This window comes from Schleiferilactobacillus harbinensis (assembly GCF_008694105.1).
In the GTDB taxonomy this organism is placed as follows: Bacteria; Bacillota; Bacilli; order Lactobacillales; family Lactobacillaceae; genus Schleiferilactobacillus; species Schleiferilactobacillus harbinensis.
Genome location: NZ_CP041364.1, coordinates 3043362 through 3067991, shown reverse-complemented (window position 1 = coordinate 3067991; position 24630 = coordinate 3043362). Strand labels below are relative to the sequence as shown.

Genomic DNA, 24630 nt, shown 5'->3' with positions numbered 1-24630 from the left:
AGAGATGATGATCAAATGTGTATTTCGTTGTATAAACCGCATTCCCGCGTGCATTCTGACTGTATTTGACTGTTTTTGACAGATTATGCTTGCCTTTCTGAGTGGGAACGATTACACTATACAATTGAGTGAGGGAAAGGGGAACGACCGATGCTGACGAATCAACGTCACGAATTGATCTTGCAATTATTACACGAGTCCGGATTCTGCCAGCTGCAAGACCTGGTCAGACGGACCCATACCTCAGAATCCACGGTGCGCCGGGATCTGACCGAGCTGGCCCAAGTGGGCCTGCTCGAACGGATCCATGGCGGCGCGCAATTGCGCCAGCGGGCCGTGGAAGATGAGCGCATGGCCCAACGGGAACAGGCCCAGCCCACGGAGAAGCAAGCAATTGCCGATTATGTGGCTAGTGCCTACCTGCGGGACCATCAGGCGCTGTTCCTGGACGCCGGGACCACTGTCGCCATGCTCATTCCCCACCTTGCTGAACGCCAGGACTTGACGGTGTACACCAACAGTGTGCAGACCGCCAGCATGTTGGCCGATGCGGACATCGCCGCTTACATCCCCGCCGGTCAGGTCAAAGCCGAAACCAAGGCCATTGTCGGGGCCGGGGCCGCCCGCTTCTTGGGCAGTATCCACGTCGACTTTGCTTTCCTCGGGACCAACGGGATTTCGGCCAAAACCGGCCTGACCACCCCGGACCCCGAGGAAGCGACCATTAAGCAAGTGATGATCGATGCTTCCCGGCAAACCATCGTTCTGGCGGATCACACCAAGTTTACGCAGCAGGCGCTCGTCACCTTCGCCCGGATCGGCGAAGTGGATCGCATCGTTACCGATACGATCCCCGCGTCCGCCCGCCATGATTTTCGTTCATTCACCCATATTAAGGAGTTGACCCAGCATTGATTTATACGATCACGGCGAACCCTGCCATTGATTATGTCCTGCACCTGGACCAGATGACCCTTGGCGTCGTTAACCGCGTGCCCCAAGCCGACCTGCTGGCCGGCGGCAAAGGCATCAACGTATCTCAGATCCTCAACCAGCTGCAAGTCGCCAACACCGCCCTCGGTTTCGTCGGCGGCGAAGTCGGCAAGATTTTGGAGAAACAGCTGGTCGCTAAGCACATTAACGACCACTTCACCCGCATCGCCAACCAGACGCGGATCAACGTGAAGATCAAGGCCGGTGAAGAAACCGAACTGAACGCCGCCGGCCCGCACATCACGGCCGCGGAAAAGGCCAGTTTCTTCAACGAGTTGGCAGCCATTCAACAAGGCGATGTTGTTATCATCTCCGGCAGCCTGCCGGCCAGTCTCGACAAAGATTTCTACAATGAAATCATCGCCCGCGTGCAGCAAGTCGGCGCCGACTTTGCCATCGACACTACCGGCGAACAGTTGCAGGAAAGTTTACCGAAGCATCCTTTAGTCGTTAAGCCGAACCACCATGAATTGGCGGACCTGTTTCACACCACGTTCAAGAGTGATGCCGACTTAATTGCCCACGGTCAGGAACTGCTGGCCCAGGGTGCCCAACATGTGCTGGTGTCCATGGCCGGCGCAGGGGCTTACTTAATTACCACGGACCATGTGTATCATTCTGCCGCTCCCAAGGGTGTGGTCAAGAACTCCGTCGGCGCCGGTGATTCCATGCTGGCCGGTTTCGTCGGTACGTACACCCAGCACCACGACCCGGTGGAAGCCTTCCGTTACGGCTTGGCTTGCGGCAGTGCGACCGCCTTCTCCGAAGACATCGCCGTTCGCTCCGCCATTGACGCGTTATTACCGACAATTCAGATCACAACGATCAATTAAAGATAGGAAGTGTCATTTTGAAAATTCAAGATTTATTGATCAAAGATGCGATGATCATGGACCTCAAGGCCACGACAAAAGAGGCCGCCATTGACGAAATGATCGATCGTTACGCCCAAGTCGGCGTAATCACCGATAAGGCCGATTACAAGACCCACATTATGCAGCGGGAAGCAGAATCCACCACGGGGATCGGCGACGGCATCGCCATGCCCCACGCCAAGACTGATTCGGTGAAGAAAGCCGCCGTCCTGTTCGCCAAGAGCAACGCCGGTGTTGATTTCAACGCCCTGGATGGCCAACCCGTGCACCTGTTCTTCATGATTGCCGCCCCGGCCGGCGCCAACAATGAACATTTACAGGCCCTGGCTGCTTTGTCCTCCCTGCTGATCAATCCCGCGCTGGTCGCTTCCTTGAAGAAAGCCGACACCCCGGACCAAGTGATCAGTCTGTTCAATGACGCTGAAGCAAAGAAAGAAGCTGAAGACGCCAAGGACGAACAAGAAGCCGCTGCAACCCAAGCCGCTGTCGGCACAGCCGATGCCGCCAAGTCTGCTGAACCGGCCGCCGATATTAAAAAGCCCTACGTGGTCGCAGTTACGGCGTGTCCCACTGGGATCGCCCATACTTATATGGCCGAAGCAGCCTTGAAGCAGGAAGCCAAGAAGATGGGTGTCGACATCAAAGTCGAGACCAACGGTTCCGAAGGTATCAAACACCGTTTGACGGCCAGCGACATTGACCGGGCTGTCGGCGTTATCGTCGCAGCAGATAAGAAAGTCGCCATGGATCGTTTCTCCGGCAAGCACTTGATCAACCGCCCGGTTATTGACGGTATCAACAAGCCCCATCAATTGATCGAAGATACACTGGCTGAACGCGGGCCGATCTTCCATGGTTCTGGTGATGACAGCGCTGCAGATGCCGGCACAGACGACGAAGACAAGCAGTCCTTGGGCCGCCAGATCTACGCCAGCCTGATGAACGGGATCAGCAACATGTTACCCTTCGTCGTTGGCGGCGGGATTATCATGGCCCTGTCGTTCCTGCTGGAACGTATTCCTGGGGTTGGTCCTAACTCCATGATCTTCACTTTCACCAATGGGCTGGGCAGTGCCGCCTTCAACTTCCTGGTACCGATTCTGGCTGCCTACATCGCCGAAGCCATTGGCGATCGGCCCGCCCTGCTGCCCGGGTTCGTTGCCGGGTGGATGGCCAATAACGTCGGCTTCTCAGTCATTGCTTCCAAGAACGGGGTTGCCGGATTCCTAGGCGGTCTGGTCGGCGGGTTCCTCGCCGGGCTGACCATCCTGGTCCTGAAGCGCTGGTTCAAGCATCTGCCTAAGTCTTTGGACGGCTTGAAGCCGGTCTTCATCTTCCCGATTCTGAGCTTACTGGCCATTGGTCTGATGATGTACTTCATCATTAACCCGATCTTCACTGCACTGAATCTGGCCTTGATCGGTTTCCTGGAAAACATGGGGACCACCAACACGATCCTGGTTGGTACGATTCTTGGCGGGATGATGGCTATCGATATGGGCGGCCCCTTCAACAAGGCCGCATACGTCTTCTCCATCGGTGTCTTCACTGCCTCCAAGCAGACTGACGGCCGCTGGATGGCTGCCGTGATGGCCGGTGGGATGGTCCCGCCGTTGGCTATTGCCTTAGCCACCACGATTTGGCCGAAGAAGTGGACCCCCGCCGAACGGACTTCTGGTCTGTCCGACTACCTGCTGGGTCTGTCCTTCATCACCGAAGGCGCGATTCCCTTCGCTGCCGCTGATCCGCTGCGGATCATTACCTCCAGCATTATCGGCGCCGCCATTGCCGGCGGTCTGACCCAAGCCATGGGCGTCAACGTACCAGCACCCCATGGTGGGATCTTCGCCTCGTTGTTGGCCAATAAGCCGTTGCAATTCTTGCTGGCCGTGGTCATCGGATCCGTTATTAGCGGCGTGATTCTCGGACTGTGGAAGAAGAACCGGCCGGATAATGGTCTGGATGAAGTCAAAGCATAATTTCTGAATTGATTTGAGAAAGTCGTCAGCCTGCGGGTTGGCGGCTTTTTCGTGCCATAAAAACGGCAGACAGCGAACAAAAATGTAAGTTTAATCGGTGGACCTGGTGTTACACTCTAATCAGTGAAACATGAATTGGTATGGCGAGGTCTCAACAGGCCGTTTTTCAACGGAGCAAAAGAGGCGTACTTCAATGTTGCAGGAAAAAAGCAAGGATTACGCAAAGGCCCATCCGGTACTGGCCAAGTGGTTCGTCCAGATAGCGTTGGGTATGGTACTGCTGCCCTTTGTGCTGGTCATTCTCTGGCTCGCCCCCTTGGCGTTGGATAAGTCCACCGCAATGACGGTAACCGGCTTAACCATTGTGGTATTCGCCAATGTCATCTGGTTTGGGGCGGTCTACTTGACCAAGCACGGGTTCCGGTTTCGCAGGTAAGTGAAGATTCGTTAGCTCCGGCACAATGGCCGGGGCTTTTTTAATCCCACCAGTAAGCACCAGCGCCCCTCTTTTTCGTTATTCGGCGTAAACTCTGCTTAACAGAAAAAGGGGTTGAGTACGATGGCGGCTGTGCCGAGTAAGAAGAAGCAGTACCAAATTATCGGTGTATTGGGGTTATTTTCGCTGTTAACGGCGCTGGCGGGTTCGAGTACGAATCTGGCCCTGCCGCGGATCGCAATTGATCTGCACGTGGCCAGCAGTACGGCCACGTGGATCGTGCAGGTGGCGCTGATCACCACAACGATTTTGCTGGTGATGTTCGGCCATTTGGGCGATCTATTGTCGAAAAACTTGGTGTTCACCGCCGGCGGGTTATTATTCACTTTTGGTTCGCTGCTCACCGGCGTGGCCTTTGATATCGTCACGATGCTGGTGGGCCGGTTTATTCAGGCCATTGGTGCGGCGATGGTCATGGCGAACAGTATGGGCATCGTCACCGAGAACTTCAGTGATCAAAACCGGGCGGAGGCTCTGGCCGCGATTGCCATGTTTGTCTCGGTGGGGTCCATTTCTGGGCCGGCCCTGGGCGGGTTGATCATGTCCTTTACCAGCTGGCGCTGGATCTTTCTATTGAATGTCCCGCTGGGTATCATCGGCGCGGTCATTGGTTATCGGGTATTACCGTTACCGCACTGGCATTGGCAGGATATCCGCACCGCCACTGCGGGGGCGAACTGGACCGGCCAGAATCTCTTTACACTGGGCATTATCCTGTTCTTTCTGAGCGGCTCGATTTTCCAGAACGGCTTAAGCCGCTGGCCCCTGGGATTAGGGCTCTTGGTGGTCGGGACGGCACTGACGGCGTGGGCGTTTGTACAGGATGACCGGGCCAAGAAGCCCTGGCTGGCACCAAGCCTGGCGCGCAACCACAATTTTATTGTATCCGTCGTCCTGCTCGGTTTGGCCATGCTGGTCAATGCTGTATCGAATATTCTGTTGCCGTTTTACCTGCAAAGCTTCGGCGGGATGAGCCCCTTGGGCAGCGGCTTGATTATGGTTTTACAGGACGCTACGATGCTCTTGATCACTCCGCTGGTGGGCTGGCTCGCTGACCATTGGGATCGGACGAAGCTGACCATGGTTGGCCTGGCCGTGCTGGTGGTTTCCCAACTGGGCTATATCACCTTCCCCGCCACCATCACTTTATGGCGGATCATTCCGCCCATCGTCCTGAACGGGATCGGTATGGGCTTGTTCTTGACGCCGAATAACGCCATCACCATGGGAGTCGTGGCGCCGGAATTGACCGGGGTGGCTGGGTCCTTTAATTCCTTTTCCCGCACCCTGGGGATGACCATGGGCATCTCGCTGGGGTCCGCCCTGCTCTTCTTGCAGCTGCCGGGTGTGCGCCAGATCACCCCGGCCCTAGGCGCCCATTTTATGCATGCTTTCGCCGTGGTGTTCTGGATCGCCACTGCGATTTCGTTCATTGCTCTGATTGTCGTGGCTTGGCGCGCTTGGCGGACACCGAAGCAAAGCACAAACTAATTCTGCTGTTATCTTGCTATTATTTTCCTCTCCGCGTATCATTCTAACCATACCGCAGTATGTGCTCGGGGAGGGATTTTTCATGCACTCATTCAATTACATGCGCCGCCAACCGCTGCGCTTACTGTTTTACCTGATCATTGTTCCCATCGCCGCCCTCTCAGAAGTGGGCCTATCCTGGGTCTTGCAGGTGATCACGGACGTGGTTACCGGCAAGCAGCATTTTGACTATGCCTGGCTGTGTGCCGGCATTCTTCTATACATTATTGCCCGGGCTCTGCTCAGCTTTGCCCAGAGTTTCCAGCGTTCCCGCCTGCTGGCCAACGGCAGCCGCATGCTGCGCAATGACCTCTACTCAGCCACCCTGGCCCGTTCGCTCAATCAATTCAGCTGCCATGACCACGGCTTCTTTCTGGCCAAGTTCAACAAAGAAGTCGAAGTCATTGAAGATACCTATTACGGTACAGCGCTGCGCGGGTATTATCTGATCTGGCAGCTGGTCTTCGCCCTGGCCGGCACGATTCTCATTAAGCCCTTGGTGACGGTGGCCATTATCTTGTTATGTATCCCGTCCATGCTCGTGCCCATGTTTTCCCAGAAGAAAACTGGCCCGGCCCAAACCGCTGTCGTGGACGCTTCCACCGGGTACAACAACCGCGTAGAAGATTTCATCAACGGTTTTGGTACTGTGAAGTTCAACGCTGCCGGCAGCCGGTTTGGCAATCTCTTCACTAATGCTACCGCTTGGTTGGCGAAGAAAGAAATCCACAATCAATTCGTGATCAAAGTGATCAGCGAACTCCTTAACTTCTTCGACAACATTCAGTACATCGGCACTTGGCTGCTGGGCGGCTACCTGGTCCTTCGGGGCAGTATTACCCTGGGCGAACTCGTTGCTTTCTCCCAATTGATGGTCTTCATTTCCTACCCGCTGTTTTCTGCCGCCGACATGTTGTCGCAATTTTACGGCGGCCGAGCAGTAGTGAAAAACGTGACCCAATATCTGCAGGACGCGGCGCCGGAAACGCCTAAGGCCCACTTACCCCAACAGATCCAGGCGATTGACTACCACGAGGTCGGATTGACGGTTGATGACCAGCCATTACTGCAAGGCGTGGACCTGCATTTGGCCACGGATCGAAAATACTTGATCGTCGGTCAAAGCGGCAGCGGCAAGAGCACCTTGATGCGCCAGCTCTTTGGCTATTATCAAGGTTACACCGGCACGATCACCATTGATGGTATTGATCTGCGGGATGTCAGCTTCAGCGACATCACCAGTCATCTGACTTATGTAGATCAATCCACCTACCTGTTCAACGCGACTTTAGCCGACAACGTCACGGTGTTCCACGACATCCCGGCGGACAAGATCCGCCAGGCCGTGGCCCAATCCGGGTTGCAAGACTTATTAGCCAACAATCCCGACGCCTTGCAGCGGATGCTCAGCGACAAGTCAACCGCGATCTCCGGCGGTGAACGGCAGCGGCTGGCGCTGGCGCGGAACCGGTTGAAGGGGCCCATTTTCACCATCTATGACGAGTTGACCAGCGGCCTGGACCCGCGGATCGCCACTCAGATTGAAGACGACCTGTTTGCTTCGGAGCAAGGCCTCGTGCTGATCACCCACCGTTACAATCCGACAATTTTTGCCAAGGCGGATGACATTATCGTCGTTAACCAAGGGCGAATCGTGACGGTTGGACAGGATGATAGTGTGGATGTCCAGCATGCGCTGCAGCAGCTTGGGTTTTTATAAGAAGAACGGCTTTGTCGGCAACGGCAAGGCCGTTTTTTCTACCCTAATCCACCGCTCAACAGAATATAGCCGGCCGTGGGGTCCTGGAGAATATTCTCCAGCTTGGTCGTCCAGTTTTGCTCACTCTGCTGATCGTGCAACACATGGAAAATAGCAATTGCACTGCGGCAGATGCGTTCCCCAGCATCCATGTGACCCCGAGCAATCATCAACCAGCCGGAGAAAAACATGGTTTCGACTTGACCGGTCAAAGTACCGTCACTCTTCTGGGACTGCAGTATCGTCAACACTTCGCCCGCCCGGGGTAAGTCATGCAGTGCTAGCAATACGGTGAAATCTGATGCCAGCAGCCAATATTGCAACGGGCCGAACTCCTTGCTGATACCCAACCGCTGGGATTTACGATAGCCAGTACGCAGCATCTGCAGGTTATCAGCCGGCGCATAGAACATACTGGAACCAATAAACAGCTCAATTTCAAATACACCCCAATCATCCACATTCAACAGATAGTGCCGTAATATATCGATGCTATGTGTATCGGGGGTATGCTTCAAAAATCCGTACATAGCACGATAATAAGCCAACATCAACAGATTGTATTGGGTGGCATTTTCTTGGAAAGCAGCCGCTCGTTTGGCAATCACCGGCAAAATATCCGCAACGGTCTGCGTGCTGTATTCGGACTGATGCAGAAAGTCGTGATCAAACGGCAGGTCGCGATCCGCCATTACTCCGTGAATGGCTTCCCGCGGCGTCTTTTGCGCCGCCGCGAGGGCAAAATCGTATTCAAAGAAAAACTCTTTGCGGGTCACGTGGATGGCGGCCAGCAGCGGCGCTAATTTAGCCAGGGTGATATCACTCAAGCCCCGTTCAAACCGGGAAATCGTCGCAATGCTAATGCCGGTATCCCGGACTACGTTTTGCAAGGTAATATTCTTATTCTTACGCAAACGCTGATAAATACTGCCATACGTCACCATGCAACCGCCATCCCCTCAATTTGATTTACTTATCCGTAAATTTGCTCCATCCTAGCACGGCCAACCGGCGATAATCAAGACAGTTACAGAAATGGATCGGCCGATCCTGCTCAAGACACCATTTTTGAGGAGGACGATATCCATGCACGTTTACCTGACCAACAAACCTTACCGCAACCTAGTGACGGCGAACTTCTTCAACGCCATTGGGTCTGTATTATTCAATATTGTCTTTATTATTTACGCTGGCAATTTACCCTATAAGACCCTAGCGGTCACGCTAATCAGTATCGCCGATTTCGTGCCGACACTTTTTGAAATCCCCAGCGGTTATCTGGCTGATCGCACCACCCAGCGGCTGCGGCTGACGATTTGGCTGCGCAGTATTCAATTCGGCCTGTACTTACTGCTGGCTGGTTTAATTGCGGTCTCTCAGGCGTTGTGGGCTTTTATCGTGCTTTTGCTCATCAACGTCGCCTCCGATGTCATTTCCAGCTACACTGGCGGGTTGATCATGCCGTATTACAAACACTTCGTTGGCCGCAGCGATTTGAACGACGCCGCCAGCTTTGAAAGCGGCATGCACAGTACCATCAGTATTATCTTTCAAGGCCTAGGAGCAAGTTTGATCGTCCTGCTGCACCAGAATTATGCCTTATTTAGCATCATTAACGCCATTTCGTTCCTCATTGCCGGCGGTTTGTTACTACTGCAGCGCCAGGTCTTTGCCCAAGCGGATCAGCAGGATACTAGCGCCGTTCGACAGGCGCGACAGGATAAAATGGCTAGTGAGCCCTTTATCACCAGCACCTGGCATACTATGCAACTGGTGCACACAGATAAACCGCTTTTTCTCATTATTATGCTGATTCTCGGGATCAATATTCTGCTCAGTGCCGTTCACGATTTGACGAATGTCCTGCTCACCACCCAGAAGCAATTGTGGCTGGGCAGCTTTGGCGCCACCATTGCCATCATGAGTATGGCCAGTGCGGTGGCTTCAGCCGCTGGGGCATTATTCAGTCGGGATGGGCTGCAAAAGTTCAGTATGCCGACATTAATCAGCCTGGCGACCGGGGTAACGGCCGTTTATGGGGTGAACATGTTCACTCTTCAGAACTTCTACGTGATGGTCAGCTTATCGGCAGGCGAATCGTACCTCGTCGGGAAGATATCGCCGCGCCTATCCGCTCTGGTTATTGGCAACATCCCCCAGGGCCGATTAGCCGCCACGTCCAGCCTGGTTTCCTTCCTCATTTCCATTGGAATCCCAGTCAGTCAAGCTGTTTTTCTGCCTTTGGCCAATCTGGCTGCGCCGGCGCTGACTTGGCAGATTTTCACTGCCTGCACCGTCGGCGGCGTCGTAGCCGGCGTGTACGCGAGCCGATATTTACATCGGCTGACGGCCCCGGCGGCCATGGTCCGGGGGTGATGGGGATGCTGCTATCAGTTAATCATTTAGGTAAAGCCTACACGATCCCTCATGCTGCGCCCTTTGCGGCCGTGTCCGACGTCTCATTCACTGTCGCCGCCGGGCACATCGTGGGGTTTCTGGGTCCAAATGGAGCGGGCAAAACCACCACGATCAAGATGCTGCTAGGCCTCATTACCCCCACTCAGGGGACGATTCAAATCAATGGCCAACGACCACTGCAGGCGCTGTGTTCAGTCGGTGCGGTACTGGAAGGCAGCCGCAATCTTTATTGGCGGTTATCACCGGCTGAAAATTTTGATTATTGGGGCGGTCTGCGCGGTATCCCCCACCAAACGGCCCGTCAGCGCGGCTTGGCCAATCTGGCCCGGTTTGGTCTGTCAGCGAAGGCCAACCAGCCCGTCCGCGAGTTAAGCCGCGGCATGCAGCAGATCGTCGCGATTTGTTGTGCCCTGATCCATCAGCCCAAGCTATTGCTGCTGGACGAACCGACGCTCGGACTGGACCTGCCAGCGGTCGAAAAGATTCAGACAATCATCCGCCAACTCGTTGCTGAGACGCAGTTAGGGGTGCTGCTGACCACCCACGATATGGGCGTAGCCCAGGCGCTAGCCGATGACTTACTGATGATTGATCGGGGAAAAATTGCATTTCGTGGGCGCACTGCCAGTGCCCTGGCTGGATTTTCGCCAGAAACCTATGCCTTGGCATTCACAACACCGCCCAGTCCAGCGGTGATCAGCCAGCTCACTGCTCTGGGCACCCTCAGTCAGCTGGCGGCAACCACGCTATTGATTACGTTGCCAAATCCCGCCTACCTGTCACAGCTGCTCGGCGTGCTGAGCCGGTTGCCGCTCACCGCCATCACTAAAAAACAGGCTGACCTGGCCGCACTCTTTAAACACGTCCTGGCGAGCCCCAAGAAAGAAGGTGAAGACCATGCGTATCGCCCTGCAAAGTGAATTGCGGCGCACCCTGCTCCTCATGCGGCGGTATCCCACCGAAACCGCCGCCCAGATCATTCTCGCCGTCGTCAGTTTCTACGCGCTTGCCCTGGGCGGCCGGTTCATGGCTGGCGGCACCCTGCTGGGGACCCGGATGACGGACTTAATTATCGGTTACGTACTCTGGATGCTGGTTCTCAATACCGTGGGTGACATGGGTTTCGGTATCGCCGAAGAAGCTGAAAACGGCACACTGGAACAGCTTTTCCTATCACCATTGGGACCTCTGCGGCTGTTTCTGATGCGCGCCGTCATCACGCTTGGCACGTCTCTGGTTTTTATCATCTGCGTGCTAATTGGTATTCTGCTGCTGACAGGCATTCGTTTACGCCTGGAATTGGTCCAATTAATCCCTTTTAGTTTAGCTTTGCTCGTGGCGCTGGCGTTAGGTCTGCTGGTCGCCAGTTTAGCGATTGTATTTAAACGAGTATCCCAAGCCCTATCGATTATCCAATTCGGCTTCGTGTTCCTGCTCATGATTCCTTTCGATACCAGCGGCCCCTTGCTGGCCTTTGTTGGTCACTTTGTACCATTGGTGCCAATGTTTTCGCTGCTGCGCCAGATGCTGCACCATCCTGCTGGCTTTGCTGGCGGCGGCTTACTTCTGTTTTGGAGTATGGTGAATACACTGGTGTGGCTGCTGGTCGGTCTTATTACATTTCAGCAGGCTACCAATGCGGCGCGTCATCACGGGACGATTGGGCATTATTGAGGTTCTCAGAGTCCGAAAACGGTTGCTTAAATAAATTGAAATTCGATATAATCACAGAAACTGTAATCTCTAGAAATGAGGCGAGTTTCCATGGCCCACCAGCAGCAGATCGTTTGGCACGACATCACGTTCCATTATGATGACCGGGCGATCCCTTTATTACGGCCTGATGATCAAGAATTATTATTCACCAATCTGGAACGGGACGAAGTGATCGTCTATTTTCAACTTGGTAAAAGCGGTCAAGTGCTGGCCTATCCTAAGTACGGCGGCAATCTTACATTTGTGACCATGCACGAATTCCGGGTCGGTCTCAATCTGGATAGTGTCCTCAATAGGCCTGCCGCCACACCGCCAACCTATCAGCACATGTCATTCCATCAATACACGATCATCTATGATCAGCGGGCCACACCCTTCATCCAGGCAGCTGGTGCTGATTTAGTATTTGTGACCCGCCTGCGTGACGAAATCAATGCGCATCTTCAAGTTGACCACAATGGTCAGCTCAACGTGTCGCCCGGCTATGGTGTCCGATTTGTGTTCACCGGCGCTGACGAAATGACCGTGGCCCTGACATTGGATGACTAATGGTAAAGGGGGCAAAGCTTTGGCTTATCACCAAATTCTCTTCCAGGATCTGCTGATCCATTATCCCGACCAAGCCACTCCGTTCATGACACCGGCCAGGGATGAACTTCTATTTACCAGCCCGCATAAGGACGACCTTTACGGAACTGTACGCGTGGCTTCTGACGGATTCGTTTTTGCCGTGCCGAAATACAGTGGTGTGTTTTCCTTTCTGACACCGCGAGAACTCCAGTTGGATATCAGCTTTCCAGTTAACCAGTTTGTGCTCAGTAATCCGCCAGCCAATGCGGCTCTACTTTTCCACGGTATTACTGTCAATTACGATCATCAACTCATTCCCTTTCATCGCGCTGATGACAACGAATTGCTCTTCATCGATGGCACCTATGACATGATTGCGGCCTACATCCGCATCAATCCAGACGGCAGCGTGCTCACTTTTCCTAACGGCGGCGCGCGCTTTGCCTATGTTAATGATCACGAGATCACGGTGATTGCTACCACTGATGATCCCGCCGACTAGCCGGCAACCCCAAAATAATCCTGAAGAAACCTCTTCCATTCTCGTCCCACATATGCCATGATAATGCGCAAAGAAGGTGATTCTCTATGGATAAGCAGCAATATGTCTGTCCCAAATGCGCCAACGAAACCTACGAAGCTGATCAGTTTCAAGCCACCGGCGGCAACTTTGCCAAGATCTTCGATGTTCAGAACAAGAAGTTCGTGACCATCAGCTGTACCCGGTGCGGGTATACGGAGTTGTATCGGGCGACGTCCAGCGAAGGCTGGAACGTGCTGGATTTCTTACTGGGCGGCGGGTAGTCAAAAATGCGTCCTGGCCAATTGAATGGTCGGACGCATTTTTAACTACCTTGTTTTTGCTAAGACATGCTGCTCAATGTAGGCCAGCACGCCGCTAGCGGTATTAGCCGGGGCCACGGCGTCAGCCGCCCGCCGGATCGCCACCGCCGCGTTCGCCATGGCCACCGAATGGCCGACATAACGGAACATGGACAGGTCGTTAGCCCCATCGCCAAACGCCCACATTTCTGCCGGCGCAATGGCCAAACGCTGGCTGAGCTGATGCAGTGCCCAGGCCTTGTCCAGGCCTGGTTGAATCAAATCGATGATTCCCGTCCCGCTGGCGGTGGGGACCGCTAACCCGGCCAGTGATTGGCGCAAAGGTTCGGCTAGTTTGTCCATCGCCTGGGGATCGCCAATCATATCGAATTTCACAATATCCTGAGTATACGGGGCCAGGTCTGGTACGGCCGTCACATGGGGATAGTAGCCGCGCATGTTCGCCGCAAATTGCGGGTCGGCGTCCTGCCGAATCCAAACGGTCTCAATCCCGCAGACCGCCACCTGGGCAGCGGGATAAGCCGTCATGATCTGCAGCATTTTAGTCACTGTCTCTGGCGCAAACGTAGCCGCGGTTAGCGGTTCGCCGTGGAGCTGAATCTCCGCACCGTTTTGGCCGATAAAATCAACGTTTGGAAAATCAGCAAATAACCGCTGCATCTTGATCGTCTGATTGCCGCTGGCCGCGACGAACCGGATACCGCGTTCTTGTAACTGGGTGTAGACCCGTTGAAACCGATCATAATCAAACGTGCTGTGGTCATCCAAAAAGGTGCCGTCCATATCGGCGGCAATCAAGCGTACAGGTGTCATGGTGTCCTCCAATGTTCGTGAATATTATTACATTGTACCATGGCTGGCCACGATTTTTTACCTGAATTGCAATCAATCGGGCAGGCTCAACCCGTGTTCAGCCCAATTGATACAATCAGGACACACAGCATGACAATGCCGATAAAGATGATCGAAAGAATCAATAAAATCACCGCTTTTGCCATTTTTGATAAGCCCGCTGATTTGAGGATAATCACAAACAGCACGATCACCAAAAGCAAAATTACGAGCGGCACAATCAGGAACGGTCCCTTTACTTTGATCAAGTTGTCCATAAAATTCCACAGATCCGTGTCCTCACCTCTTAGTGTTCTTTACGGCAGAAGTATTTCTCAACAGCGCACGGCACACTATATAGTAACCGCTTTCATTATACCGTCCGATGATACTGTATGACAATGCATATTTTTACTCCTGCCGTTGCATGTGTGTGGCCGTTGTTTGTGCCTGAATTTCGGTTAACGCGGCCGTCAATGCACCACCAATCTGCTGTGGTGTGGGCAATACTTCATTTCTAAAAACAGAGTCCAGCAGAATCCAAAAACCACCCAACGAGTAAGTAATCGCATAACGGTAAGCCATTTCCGCTTCAGACGATGTATACTGCCGCCAGGGCACGCTGATATCCAGTACCATGTCTACCACTGCCGACAGGTGCTGCGTTAATAACGGCACAAACAAATCGCGGCGAACTAAGATCTGTATTTTTTGCCGTTGCGGCCAGATGAATGCAATAAAATGATTAGGAATCTGATCCGGTCGAATTGGTGTCTGAAAGCTGGCCCGATATGCCGTCAGCTGCTGGTCAAACATCGTGTTCAAAATTGCCCGGGGACTGTCGAAATACCGATAGTAAGTACGCCGAGAATACCCTGATTCCAAGGCCAGTTGCGATACCGTCACATCAGTCCAGTCTTCCGTCTCCAATAGTCGAAATAGGGCATGAATAAACGCCTGCTTGGATTGATTGATCATTGTCTCCCGAACCATGGCACAAATTCCTCCTCTTTGCGGCACATACCGCTATCCTGTTCTTTCTATCAAAGAAAGACAATATACTAGAGTCAAAGGGAGGTCAAATCAATGACTGCATTCACTTCATATTGGTTATTACCATTGTTCTTTATGTTTCATGATTTTGAAGAATTGGTTTTTGTTCCCACTTGGCTGCGCCGCCAGCCCAACCGCCGGATTCTAGGCCGAATCCCTTTTGCCGGCGTTGACCAGGCAGATATTTTAGCGGTCGGCATCTGGGAAGAATTCGTCCTTTATTGGGTATTCAGCGCAGTGGGGTATTGGCTTCATACCCCTTTGTTAATCGTCGCTGCCACGATTCCCTACCTTGGCCACCTAGTTGGTCATCTTGTTTTTATTATTATTGTTCGGGGATATGTCCCAGGCGGAGTGACAGCTGCTTTGGAACTACCCTTTGTTACATGGTATCTGATCCGTCTCGTTTTGCTGGTCAACGCCCCCGTTAGTGCTTGGTGGTTGAGCATTGGCTTGATGACCCTTTTGTTTTTCGGCAACCTGTTGCTTATCCATTTCGTCATGTCCCGGATAGCGGCCAGCTAATAGCCCCAAAGTGGATAAAGGTCTAGTCCACCGATATACTTCCATATCAGCATTAAGCTTCTCTCTAAATTAAGCTGTCCACCTTTTTTCTCCCAATACTTGCTATAATGGGCACATCACTAACAAAGGTCGTACAACCTCATGCAAGAATTGGAAAAAGCCCTACTGTGGGAAAAATATCCCACAAAAGAAGCCGTCACCACCGAAATCATCAACTTGGAAGCCATTCTCAACCTGCCTAAGAGCACCGAAGCCTTTATGAGCGACATCCCGGTCGCCCATTCTGGCAGATGGCAAAATGCTGATCATTGACGGCGGCTTTGCCCGGGCCTATCAGCCCACTACGGGGATTGGCGGTTACACGCTGCTGTATAACTCATATGGCCTGCAGCTGGTCACTTTACAACCCTTTACGACGCGGGCTAAAGCAATAGCCGAATTGAGCGATATTGTAACCACCAAGCGCATCGTGGAGCAAGCGATTGCCCGCAAGACCGTGGCGGAGACGGATGTGGGGACGAAGTTGAAGGCGCAGGTGGCGCAGTTGTTGGCGTTGTTGAAGACGGATTGAGCGACGGTCGCCTAAACGGGCTCAGGCGACCAGAAGCTAGGGGATAGGGACGGCAAGGCAAAAACCCAAAACCGGGGTTTGTGCCTTGCCGTCCTTATCCCTACGCTTCTGACCGGTCGCCTTCGCCCTCTCTCCAAGCATATTTCTTCCATTCTCTGCTTCACCCTCCTAGAATGAACTTGATTCCGGTAATAGCGGATACATTTTCAAAAATATTGGGGGTATTTTCAATGACAAGTTTTCCGCGTCGTGACCCGGTGGATGACCAATTGTTAACACCGGAGAATTCTGCTCTGCTCGTGATCGACTATCAGCCGACCCAAATCAACTCCATCGCTTCAATGAATCATTTCCAACTGATCAATAATATCATCACTACTGTTCGGCTGGCCCAGCTGTACAAGGTGCCGATTGTGTTGTCCACAGTCAACGTCACCTCCGGCCGCAACAAGGACACGATTCCGCAGTTGAAGTCTGTCCTGGGGGACCAGCCGTCAATTGACCGGACCAGTATCAATGCCTGGCAAGATGAGGACTTCGTCAAAGCGGTCAAAGCCACTGGCCGCAAGAAATTAGTTATCGCCGCTTTGTGGACTGAAGCCTGTTTAACCTTCCCCACCCTGGACGCGATGCGTGAAGGCTACGACGTTTATCCCGTCGTTGATGCCGTGGGCGGCACGTCCACGATTGCCCATGAAACCGCGCTGCGCCGGGTTGAACAAGCCGGTGCACAACTGGTTTCCAACGCTCAGCTGGCCTGCGAATGGCAGCGGGATTGGAACCGGGGGGAAACGGTGCCCGGTTTCGTGAAGATCTTGCTGGATGCTGGCGACTTTATCAACCTTGAGTAATTGATTTTTCTTGAAGCAGGTCAAGTAGGCCTGCTTTTTTCGTCCGCCAGATTCCGTTATACTGGAACTACGTAACATACGTTTGCCCAGACAAGCAGAAAGGCGGGAAGATCGCGATGCTCTCCAGTAATAATGAATTGTTCAAAAACGTGCCGCTGCGCATCACCCGCCAGCTCTTTGAACGGGCGGATACGGATTATCGGGTCTATGCCGCCAGCATGCTGGACCCGAAGTTAGAGATCCCCGTGGACCAGCGGGGCGAATTGACGATTACCGGTGAGATGGCCCATTACGACGAGGGTACGGTCACTAAGATGGATCTGCTTTACGATGAACCAGCCAGCCATCGATATAATAAACCATCCTATCAATTGAAGGCCGTGCACTACGGCCTGCCGGAGGACGCGCCGGGGCAGTGGGCCTTCCTGACCCAAGCTCTGGCCAAGAGCCCCGCCACCTTGGGCAAATTGGTGGATGCCGTACCGCCTAACGAGAAAATTCTGGACCTGTTATTGAATGGCAGTCTGCTGGATAAAAAAATCACCGGCGTCGGGGAAAAGACCTTGCTCCGGCTGCAGGCCATCGTCAAGCGCAATACCGATTTGAGTCTGCTTATGGCGGCGTTCGGCGACCGGCTGACGCCCATTGCTTATCAGCATGTCTTTGACCACTTCGGCGATGCCAAGCGGGCAATCAAGCAGATCAATACGGATCCTTACATCCTGATCGAAGTCGGCGGGATCGGCTTCAAAACAGCGGACAAGTTTGCCCTGGCCGCCGGGATTCCCCGCAACGACCCGCGCCGGATTCAATTCGGTATGCAGTATGTCTTTGCCACGGAGATCCTGGCCAGCGGCAATACCTTTGCCTCCATCAAGTTCTTCGTGGCAAAGTGTACTGACGCCTTGAGTGTCGCCCCAGTGGACGTGACCCCGCAGTTGACACCAGAAGCCGGCTGGCGCAACGGATTCGTGGTCAATACCAAGTACCAGCTGGTCACCACCATGGCAATGTACGTTAAAGAAGCCGATCTTTTTCAAGGCATCATGAAAGCTGAGAAGCAGCGCTGGCCGGTGCTGGAAGAAGAGAAACTGGCCGCCGCCATCACTGAATTTGAAGCCAAACACCGCGTCACCCTGGATGACCAGCAGCGCGCCTTTCTCACCACCGCCAACACTCGGGGCATCACCGTCCTCAATGGTGCCGCCGGCACGGGGAAGACTTGGATCATCAACGTCTTCGTGCAGATCATGAAGGCCCACAATAAGAAATTGACCCTGATGGCGCCCACCGGCCGGGCAGCGAAAGTACTGCGGGATTATACCGGCCATTACGCCGGGACGATCCACGCCCGCCTAGGGTTGATGCCCGGTTTCGAGTTTGCTGCCTATACCCGCCAGGGCAACACGGACGCCTATGGCAAGAGCGACTTCATTATTGTGGATGAATCGTCGATGCTGACGACTGATCTGGCCTGGGAGCTGGTCCGGTCGGTGGTGTATGAAAAGCGCCACCTGATTTTCGTCGGCGACGCCTTCCAGCTGCCCGCGATCGGGCCCGGCAACTTTCTCAACGACCTCGCCCAATCCCCGGCAGTCGCCACGATCACCCTGAAGCACGTCTACCGCCAGGGCGCGAAGTCCGGCATTCTCGATTTGGCCAGTACGATTCGGGAACGGGAACCGCTGCCCTTCAATGCCGCCCAGCCAGCCTATTTATCAGGCAGTCTGCGGCTGTATAACCAGCGGGATGAGGCGACGATCGCTAATACGCTGATTGCGGCCTATCATTCCCTGTGGGCCGGCAACGGGCATGATACGAATCAAATGCTGCTGCTGGTCAACCGTAACAAGGGCACGCTGGGCCGGATGCAGATGAATGCCCGGATTCAGCAGTTTGCCTGCCCCGCGGTTCCCGGCCAGCCGGAGTACGTCGCCCCCTATGTCAATCCAGACACCGAGGAACCGGACACCTTCCGGGTGGGCGACAAAGTGATGGTGCTGGCCAACGACAGCCGGGCGCAGAAGGTGGACCCGAATACCAATCGGCGCATTGTCGCCACCAAAGACGACGAAGACGATGTCGCCGCCAGCGACCATGTGGATTACGAAACCACCGTGATCACCAATGGCGACACGGGCCTGATCACCCATATTGATGGGCGCCGCCACTTCTTGGTGGTCCAGGTGGACGATGATTATGTCTACTTTAGCTTTGGCGGCTTGACCAACAAGATTGCCCTGGCCTACGCTGTCACGGTGTATAAGTCCCAGGGCGGCCAGGCAGCCCACGTACTGATCGGTCTGGCGCCTTCCGGCAGCATGGTCAACGCCCAGTCCTTTTACACCGCCATCACTCGGGCGGAGGCCAGTGCGGACTGTTACGGGGACTTCGGCATGCTGACCAGCCGCCTGCAAATCGTGCCGGTGGAACACCGCCATGATCTGTTGAAGAATTTCTTGTCTGGGCGACTGGATGTCGATACCTTCGGCCAGCAGCCGGTGGCCGCTATGCGGGATGTCCTCGCACCGCTGCCCCAAGCCGCGCCGGTGCCGGCAGCGGATAAACAAGCGGCACCCAACAAGCCGCGTTTGACAGTGGCTGTGGACCCGGAATTATTAGCCATGCTGAAGCAAAAGAAACAAAATCACAAATAAATGGCAAGAACCCGGACAGGCCCTGATTTTTCAAGGCGTGCCCGGGTTCTTTAATAACTGCTATTCGGCATACCGCCGTTTATTGGCCCGGTGCGTCAGCACTTTGGCCCGCTGGGCGGTCTGCTTGGCCAAAAAGGCATTCTCCCGCTGTAATTTGCGATAACTGGCCAACCGCTGGGGATCCAGCGTGCCGTCTGCGATGGCCGCTTGCACGGCACAGCCCGGTTCCCGCTCATGGGTACAATCCCGGAAGCGGCACTGCGCCGCTAAGGTCTCGATGTCCTGGAAGCTCTGGGCGATCGCCCCCGTATCGGTGGTGTCCCACAATTGCAGTTCCCGCATCCCCGGGGTGTCCATGAGCAGGCCGCCATTGGGCAGCCGCAAAATCTCGCGGCTGGTCGTCGTATGCTTCCCGTGATCGTCGCCAGCCCGGGTATCATTCGTGACCTGGACGGTTTCGCCCAGCAGCCAGTTGGCCAGTGTCGACTTGCCGGCCCCAGAGGAGCCCAGCAGCACGACGGTTTGGCCCTCTTGAAAGTACGGCAGAATATCGGCCTGACCCTGATTGGTGATGGCACTGACGGCATGGACCGGCAGCCCCACCGCGCTCTCTTCGACCTGGGCGATCTGCTCTTGGACATGGTCCGTTAAGTCGGCCTTGGTCAGCACCACCACCGGGTTCGCACCGCTGTCATAAGCTACCGTCACATAGCGCTCTAAGCGGCGCAGATTGAAGTCATGGTTCAGCGCCATAACGATAAAGACCGTATCCACGTTAGCGGCGACGACCTGGGCATCGGTGGTCAGCCCCGCCATCTTCCGGGTGAACTGAGAAAACCGCGGCACAACCCGCTCGATCAGCACCGGGCCGTTCGCTGTCAGCCGGCAGACCACCCAGTCGCCCACGGCGGGGAAATCCGCCCGGGACACCGTATTAAAGCGGAACTTGCCGGTAATCTCAGCACTCCGCGACCCCGCGGCCGTTATCACTTGGTACAATTCCTTTTGCTCACCGATCACCCGGGCTAGTTGGGTCTGGTCCGTGACCGGTACGGTATTACGAATACGGTCGGTGAGCCCGTAAGTTGTTAAATAATCTATCACTATTTCCCTCGCTATCTTTAATGTCTCAGCCAAAATAGCGGGCAATTATTCGATTTTTGGGTATAAAAATACACCTGGCAGAAAAACTGTCCACTATCGTTCGTCAATAGTTGGGCCGCTTAGTTGCCAAGTGCTGATGGTGTTCACTAAATGATTAATCAGCCAAGGAATAAGCGGCGCCCAGTACAATGCTCTTCTTTGTTGTCTTTGCCATAGTCGCCACGTCCTTTCAAAATTGATTAACCCCAGTCTAATGGCTGGATGAGGACCTTGTCAAGGCGGAAAAAATATTTTCTCGTTGATTCGCCAATTGAAAGGCTTGCATCTGCCCCCCAGTTCCGCCAAAATGAGAGTATTCAACGATTGGAGGAAACCACCTAATGGACTTCAAAGAAGCACCCTACACCCGCCCAGACTTTGACCAAATCAAAACGAGTCTGGCCACTTATACCACGGCCTTAAAAGGGGCCGATGATCCGGATACAGCATTAGCGGCCGCCACCGCGGCCAACCAGCTGATCAATGACTACACCTCGCAGGCCATGCTGGCCCAGATCCGGCACTCCATTGACACCAATGATGAATTCTACAATAAGGAAGACGACTATTGGAACACCAATGGCCCGTTGTACGAAAACGAAGAACGCAAGTACAAGGCCGCCGTGGTCGCCAGCCCTTACCAAGAAGTACTCGGCCAGATCTATCCCAAGCCGGACATCATGAGTATGCAAAACGACTTGAAGATGGCCAACGAGGCAATTATTCCCCTGCAACAAAAGAATAATGCACTGGTCAGCGAATATGCAAAACTCGTCGCCAGCGCGCAAATCGACTTCCAGGGCGAAACCTTGACCCTGGCCCAACTCGGTCCGTACCGGGAAAGTGCTGACCGGGCCACCCGCAAGGCAGCGACTGAGGCCTATTGGGGTTTTTTTGCCGAGCATGAAGCCGACTTCGACCAGATCTACGATGACATGGTCAAAGTGCGCACCGAGATTGCCCATACCCTTGGCTATCCCGACTATTCCGCGCTGAGCTACGTCTACATGAATCGCTTCGGCTACGATGAACCCATGGTGGCGCAATACCGCAAGACGGTCTTGGAAAAAGTCGTGCCGTTGACCCAGAAGCAATATACCAAACAAGCCAAGCGGTTAGGGTTGGCCAAGCTGGCCTACTACGACTTGCCCGTCGCGTTCAAGAGCGGCAATGCCAAGCCCACCGGCACGCCCGATGAACTGGTGGCCACCGCGCAGCAGATGTACAACGACCTCTCGCCAGAAACCGGCGATTTATTTGCCTTGATGGTCAAGAACCACCTGTTTGACCTGCTGGCGAAAAAAGGCAAGCAAAGCGGCGGCTATTGTGAATACATTCCGTCCTTGCAGGCGCCGTTTATCTTCGCCAACTTCAACGGCACCTCCGGCGATGTGGATGTCCTGACCCACGAGTTCGGGCATGCCTTCCAAACCTATTCTTCCCGCTGGATCAAGGACGGGCTGAGCACCTTCCCGACCTTCGAAGCCGCAGAAATTTTCTCCATGTCCATGGAATTCATTACCTATCCGTGGATGAAGGGCTTCTTCGGCGCCGCCGAGGAGAAATACAAGTACAACCATCTGGAAGCCGCGCTGGAATTCCTGCCCTACGGCATTCTGGTCGACCACTTCCAGCATGAAATTTATACTCATCCAGAATGGACACCAGCAGAGCGCAAGGCGTGCTGGCGCGATTTAGAGAAGCAATACAACCCGGAACGGGATTACAGTGAGAACGAGGCGCTGGAACGGGGGATTTACTTCTTCCGCCAGGGCCACATTTTTGAATCCCCGTTCTATTATTTAGACTATACCATCGCCCAAGTGTTGGCTTACCAGTTCTGGAAACGGTTCAATGTGGACCATGATCCCCAGGCCTGGGCGGATTACACCACCATGGCCAAGGCTGGCGGTTCCCAGACCTTGATGGAACTGATCCAGACCGGTCATCTGGCGTCACCATTTGAACCCGGCGCGCTGGACGACACCTTGACGGCGATTAGTCAGGCGTTGGATGGTGTTGATGATCAGGCGTTAGACAAGTAATTGACGGTTGGAAAAGCGGCGAGTGATTCTTTGAAAAAGAATGACCCACCGCTTTTATTATGCCCAATGATCACATTTCCCACCAAAAATAGAAAACGGTTACGCACGGCCCCGTTAACTTCGCTACAATAGAGATACTACTTCCCACGAAAGGATTTTCACTATGTCCCGTATTCGCCAGCGCGGCAGCGCGCTGCTCACCCGCTTCTTCTCCGGCAAAGACATCAGCTACCGCTTTGTCTTCGCCCTGCTGATTCCCGTTGTCATCGACCAATTCTTTTTGGTCAGCTTCAACTTCATTAACACGAGTATGATCTCTTCCTCCGGGACCGCCGCAATCAGCGCGGTGAACATGGTTGGCAGTGTGAATATTTTTCTCGTCCAATTCTTCGTCGCCATCGGATTGGGCGGCACGGTGTTAATCTCCCAGCACTACGGTCATAAGGACTATCAGATGCTGGCTAAAATCGTGAATGGGGCCGTCTACGGTGCTGTCCTCGTGGCTATCATCCTCGCCGCTGTCTTTATGAGTTTGCATCGGCAGATCCTCGCCCTGCTCTTCGGTCACGCCGACCAGGCCGTTTTGGACGGTGCCGCGACCTATATGGTGGGGATTTTGCTCAGTTATCCGTTCCAAGCCGTGGTAGAAGGGACCAACGGCAGCCTGCGCGGGGTCGGCCGGACCAAGACCTCGCTGCAGCTTTCCCTGACCATGAACGCTATTTATTTGGCATTCAACATTTTATTTGTCAGTATTTTACAAATGGGGATCATCGGTCTGACGATTTCGCTGAACATTTCCCGCATCCTCGCCGCCGGCTTAGCCATCTGGATGCTCTACCGCAACCGGGCAATCTTCAATTTGCGGATGCGCACACTGAAGCACCCCAGTTTTGCCATGATTCGGAAAGTCATCATTGTCGCGATCCCCTTCGCCGCCGAGTCAACCTTCTTCAATGGCGGCAAAATTATCATGCAGATGATGATCGTCAGTCTGGGCACGAATATGATCGCCGCCAATGCCATCGGCGGGTCCTGGATCCAATTGTCAGAAATTATGCCCAGCGCGTTAAGCACCGCCCTCGTCCCAATTGTGGGCCAATCCATTGGCCGGCGGAATATCCATGATGCCCGCAAGCTGACCAAGTCCTTTGTGGTGTTGGGGATGATTCTCTTTATCACCGTGGACTTATTGCTGCTGCCGCTCTTTCCGGTCGGTATTCAGCTCTTCAACCCGCCAGCCGCTATTGTGCCGGTGATCTTCCAATTTTATCTGATCACGATCGTGATGCACTGTTTGGTCTGGAGTCTGAGTTTCGTCCTACCCTCAGCCTTGCGGGCCGCCGGTGACGGGCCGTTCACCACCACCGTCTCGCTGCTTTCCATGTGGCTGTTCCGGATCGGCGTTGGCTATTATGTTGGTATCGTCATGGGGTACGGGTTGGTCGGCATCTATCTGATTATGTGTCTGGAATGGGGCATTCGCGGGTTCATCTTCCTGCTCCGCTTTCGGGGAGAGAAATGGTACCAGAAGAACTTTATCAAAGAGTGAAAAAACAAGCAGTTATACTGGCCAAGTTCCCAGTACGACTGCTGTTTTTATTGGTCATCTACTTCGAGCAGTGCATTCAGCTCTGCGGTTGTCTTCGCGCTGGGCAAGTGGTGATCTGTCAAATCATCAACCACTTCTGCCAACGAATCCAGAACCTCCTGATTTAACGCATCGCCATGCTGGTGCTTATTCATATCATTCAATACGCTTCACCCATCCCGCC

The 24630-nt window shown here is 54.0% G+C and carries 24 protein-coding genes and 1 pseudogene; 19 read left to right on the top strand and 6 right to left on the bottom strand.

What is annotated here, in order from left to right; translation table 11 throughout:
* Positions 1-150 precede the first annotated feature (150 nt).
* The 6 genes from FMM01_RS15145 to FMM01_RS15120 all read left to right on the top strand — a co-directional run bounded on the left by FMM01_RS15145 (position 151) and on the right by FMM01_RS15120 (position 7593).
* Entirely contained in the window at positions 151-915 is a 765-nt protein-coding gene (locus FMM01_RS15145) for a DeoR/GlpR family DNA-binding transcription regulator (protein ID WP_027828154.1), read from the top strand.
* Positions 912-1826, top strand: coding sequence for a 1-phosphofructokinase (gene pfkB, locus FMM01_RS15140; protein ID WP_027828155.1), 915 nt, complete (start codon positions 912-914; stop codon positions 1824-1826). The genes FMM01_RS15145 and pfkB overlap by 4 nt, the downstream gene beginning before the upstream one ends.
* A 17-nt stretch (positions 1827-1843) precedes the next feature.
* Positions 1844-3847, top strand: coding sequence for a PTS fructose transporter subunit IIABC (locus FMM01_RS15135; protein WP_150393077.1), 2004 nt, complete (start codon positions 1844-1846; stop codon positions 3845-3847).
* A gap of 193 nt (positions 3848-4040) precedes the next feature.
* Positions 4041-4283: a hypothetical protein gene (locus FMM01_RS15130; protein WP_150393076.1), complete on the top strand. Its 243-nt coding sequence runs from the start codon at positions 4041-4043 to the stop codon at positions 4281-4283.
* Positions 4284-4406: 123 nt separating this feature from the next.
* Entirely contained in the window at positions 4407-5834 is a 1428-nt protein-coding gene (locus FMM01_RS15125; RefSeq protein WP_027828158.1) for an MFS transporter, read from the top strand.
* An 82-nt stretch (positions 5835-5916) separates the two neighbouring features.
* Entirely contained in the window at positions 5917-7593 is a 1677-nt protein-coding gene (locus FMM01_RS15120) for an ABC transporter ATP-binding protein (protein ID WP_150393075.1), read from the top strand.
* A gap of 38 nt (positions 7594-7631) precedes the next feature.
* On the opposite strand, the gene FMM01_RS15115 is transcribed toward FMM01_RS15120, so the two are convergent.
* The gene (locus FMM01_RS15115) at positions 7632-8576 is read right to left on the bottom strand and encodes a helix-turn-helix domain-containing protein (protein WP_150393074.1); all 945 of its coding nucleotides are present in this window, start codon (positions 8574-8576) and stop codon (positions 7632-7634) included.
* Positions 8577-8718: 142 nt separating this feature from the next.
* On the opposite strand from FMM01_RS15115, the gene FMM01_RS15110 reads away from it, so the two are divergent.
* The 6 genes from FMM01_RS15110 to FMM01_RS15085 all read left to right on the top strand — a co-directional run bounded on the left by FMM01_RS15110 (position 8719) and on the right by FMM01_RS15085 (position 13140).
* The gene (locus FMM01_RS15110; protein ID WP_150393073.1) at positions 8719-10008 is read left to right on the top strand and encodes an MFS transporter; all 1290 of its coding nucleotides are present in this window, start codon (positions 8719-8721) and stop codon (positions 10006-10008) included.
* Positions 10009-10013: 5 nt separating this feature from the next.
* Positions 10014-10970, top strand: a complete 957-nt coding sequence (locus FMM01_RS15105; protein WP_190973394.1) for an ABC transporter ATP-binding protein — start codon at positions 10014-10016, stop codon at positions 10968-10970.
* Positions 10948-11724 carry an ABC transporter permease gene (locus FMM01_RS15100; RefSeq protein ID WP_150393071.1) on the top strand — a complete coding sequence of 259 codons (777 nt, stop codon included), beginning with the start codon at positions 10948-10950 and terminating at the stop codon, positions 11722-11724. The genes FMM01_RS15105 and FMM01_RS15100 overlap by 23 nt, the downstream gene beginning before the upstream one ends.
* A gap of 90 nt (positions 11725-11814) precedes the next feature.
* Positions 11815-12315: a hypothetical protein gene (locus FMM01_RS15095; protein WP_150393070.1), complete on the top strand. Its 501-nt coding sequence runs from the start codon at positions 11815-11817 to the stop codon at positions 12313-12315.
* Positions 12316-12334: 19 nt separating this feature from the next.
* Positions 12335-12838 carry a hypothetical protein gene (locus FMM01_RS15090; RefSeq protein ID WP_150393069.1) on the top strand — a complete coding sequence of 168 codons (504 nt, stop codon included), beginning with the start codon at positions 12335-12337 and terminating at the stop codon, positions 12836-12838.
* An 86-nt stretch (positions 12839-12924) separates the two neighbouring features.
* Positions 12925-13140: a zinc ribbon domain-containing protein gene (locus FMM01_RS15085; protein WP_027828877.1), complete on the top strand. Its 216-nt coding sequence runs from the start codon at positions 12925-12927 to the stop codon at positions 13138-13140.
* Between the two features lie 45 nt (positions 13141-13185).
* Here the strand turns inward: FMM01_RS15085 and FMM01_RS15080 are convergent, their stop codons facing one another.
* The 3 genes from FMM01_RS15080 to FMM01_RS15070 all read right to left on the bottom strand — a co-directional run bounded on the left by FMM01_RS15080 (position 13186) and on the right by FMM01_RS15070 (position 15003).
* Positions 13186-13992, bottom strand: a complete 807-nt coding sequence (locus FMM01_RS15080; RefSeq protein ID WP_150393068.1) for a Cof-type HAD-IIB family hydrolase — start codon at positions 13990-13992, stop codon at positions 13186-13188.
* 72 nt (positions 13993-14064) lie between these two features.
* A complete protein-coding gene (locus tag FMM01_RS15075) occupies positions 14065-14298 on the bottom strand; it encodes a hypothetical protein (RefSeq protein ID WP_150393067.1) in 234 nt (77 codons plus the stop codon).
* A gap of 123 nt (positions 14299-14421) precedes the next feature.
* On the bottom strand, positions 14422-15003 hold the full coding sequence (locus tag FMM01_RS15070) for a TetR family transcriptional regulator (protein ID WP_150393066.1): 582 nt from the start codon (positions 15001-15003) through the stop codon (positions 14422-14424).
* Positions 15004-15096: 93 nt separating this feature from the next.
* Between FMM01_RS15070 and FMM01_RS15065 the strand changes: the two genes are divergently transcribed.
* The 5 genes and pseudogenes from FMM01_RS15065 (at position 15097) to FMM01_RS15045 (ending at position 19667) form a co-directional block, all read left to right on the top strand.
* Positions 15097-15588, top strand: a complete 492-nt coding sequence (locus FMM01_RS15065; protein ID WP_150393065.1) for an HXXEE domain-containing protein — start codon at positions 15097-15099, stop codon at positions 15586-15588.
* A 141-nt stretch (positions 15589-15729) separates the two neighbouring features.
* Positions 15730-15900 carry a fructose-bisphosphatase class III gene (locus FMM01_RS15060; protein ID WP_150393064.1) on the top strand — a complete coding sequence of 57 codons (171 nt, stop codon included), beginning with the start codon at positions 15730-15732 and terminating at the stop codon, positions 15898-15900.
* A pseudogene (locus tag FMM01_RS15055) lies at positions 15866-16159 on the top strand (fructose-bisphosphatase class III); the annotation flags it as partial. The gene FMM01_RS15060 and the pseudogene FMM01_RS15055, both read left to right, overlap by 35 nt.
* A 230-nt stretch (positions 16160-16389) precedes the next feature.
* The gene (locus FMM01_RS15050) at positions 16390-17010 is read left to right on the top strand and encodes a hydrolase (RefSeq protein WP_146994262.1); all 621 of its coding nucleotides are present in this window, start codon (positions 16390-16392) and stop codon (positions 17008-17010) included.
* 116 nt (positions 17011-17126) lie between these two features.
* Positions 17127-19667, top strand: coding sequence for an AAA family ATPase (locus tag FMM01_RS15045; RefSeq protein WP_150393062.1), 2541 nt, complete (start codon positions 17127-17129; stop codon positions 19665-19667).
* A 60-nt stretch (positions 19668-19727) separates the two neighbouring features.
* Here the strand turns inward: FMM01_RS15045 and rsgA are convergent, their stop codons facing one another.
* Entirely contained in the window at positions 19728-20771 is a 1044-nt protein-coding gene (rsgA, locus tag FMM01_RS15040; RefSeq protein WP_223849976.1) for a ribosome small subunit-dependent GTPase A, read from the bottom strand.
* Positions 20772-21151: 380 nt separating this feature from the next.
* Here rsgA and FMM01_RS15035 point away from each other — a divergent pair, with 380 nt between their 5' ends.
* Both FMM01_RS15035 and FMM01_RS15030 read left to right on the top strand, forming a co-directional pair.
* The gene (locus FMM01_RS15035) at positions 21152-22855 is read left to right on the top strand and encodes a M3 family oligoendopeptidase (RefSeq protein WP_150393061.1); all 1704 of its coding nucleotides are present in this window, start codon (positions 21152-21154) and stop codon (positions 22853-22855) included.
* 163 nt (positions 22856-23018) lie between these two features.
* Positions 23019-24407, top strand: coding sequence for an MATE family efflux transporter (locus FMM01_RS15030; protein ID WP_150393060.1), 1389 nt, complete (start codon positions 23019-23021; stop codon positions 24405-24407).
* Between the two features lie 47 nt (positions 24408-24454).
* Here the strand turns inward: FMM01_RS15030 and FMM01_RS16375 are convergent, their stop codons facing one another.
* A complete protein-coding gene (locus tag FMM01_RS16375) occupies positions 24455-24610 on the bottom strand; it encodes a hypothetical protein (RefSeq protein ID WP_162261540.1) in 156 nt (51 codons plus the stop codon).
* Positions 24611-24630 lie beyond the last annotated feature (20 nt).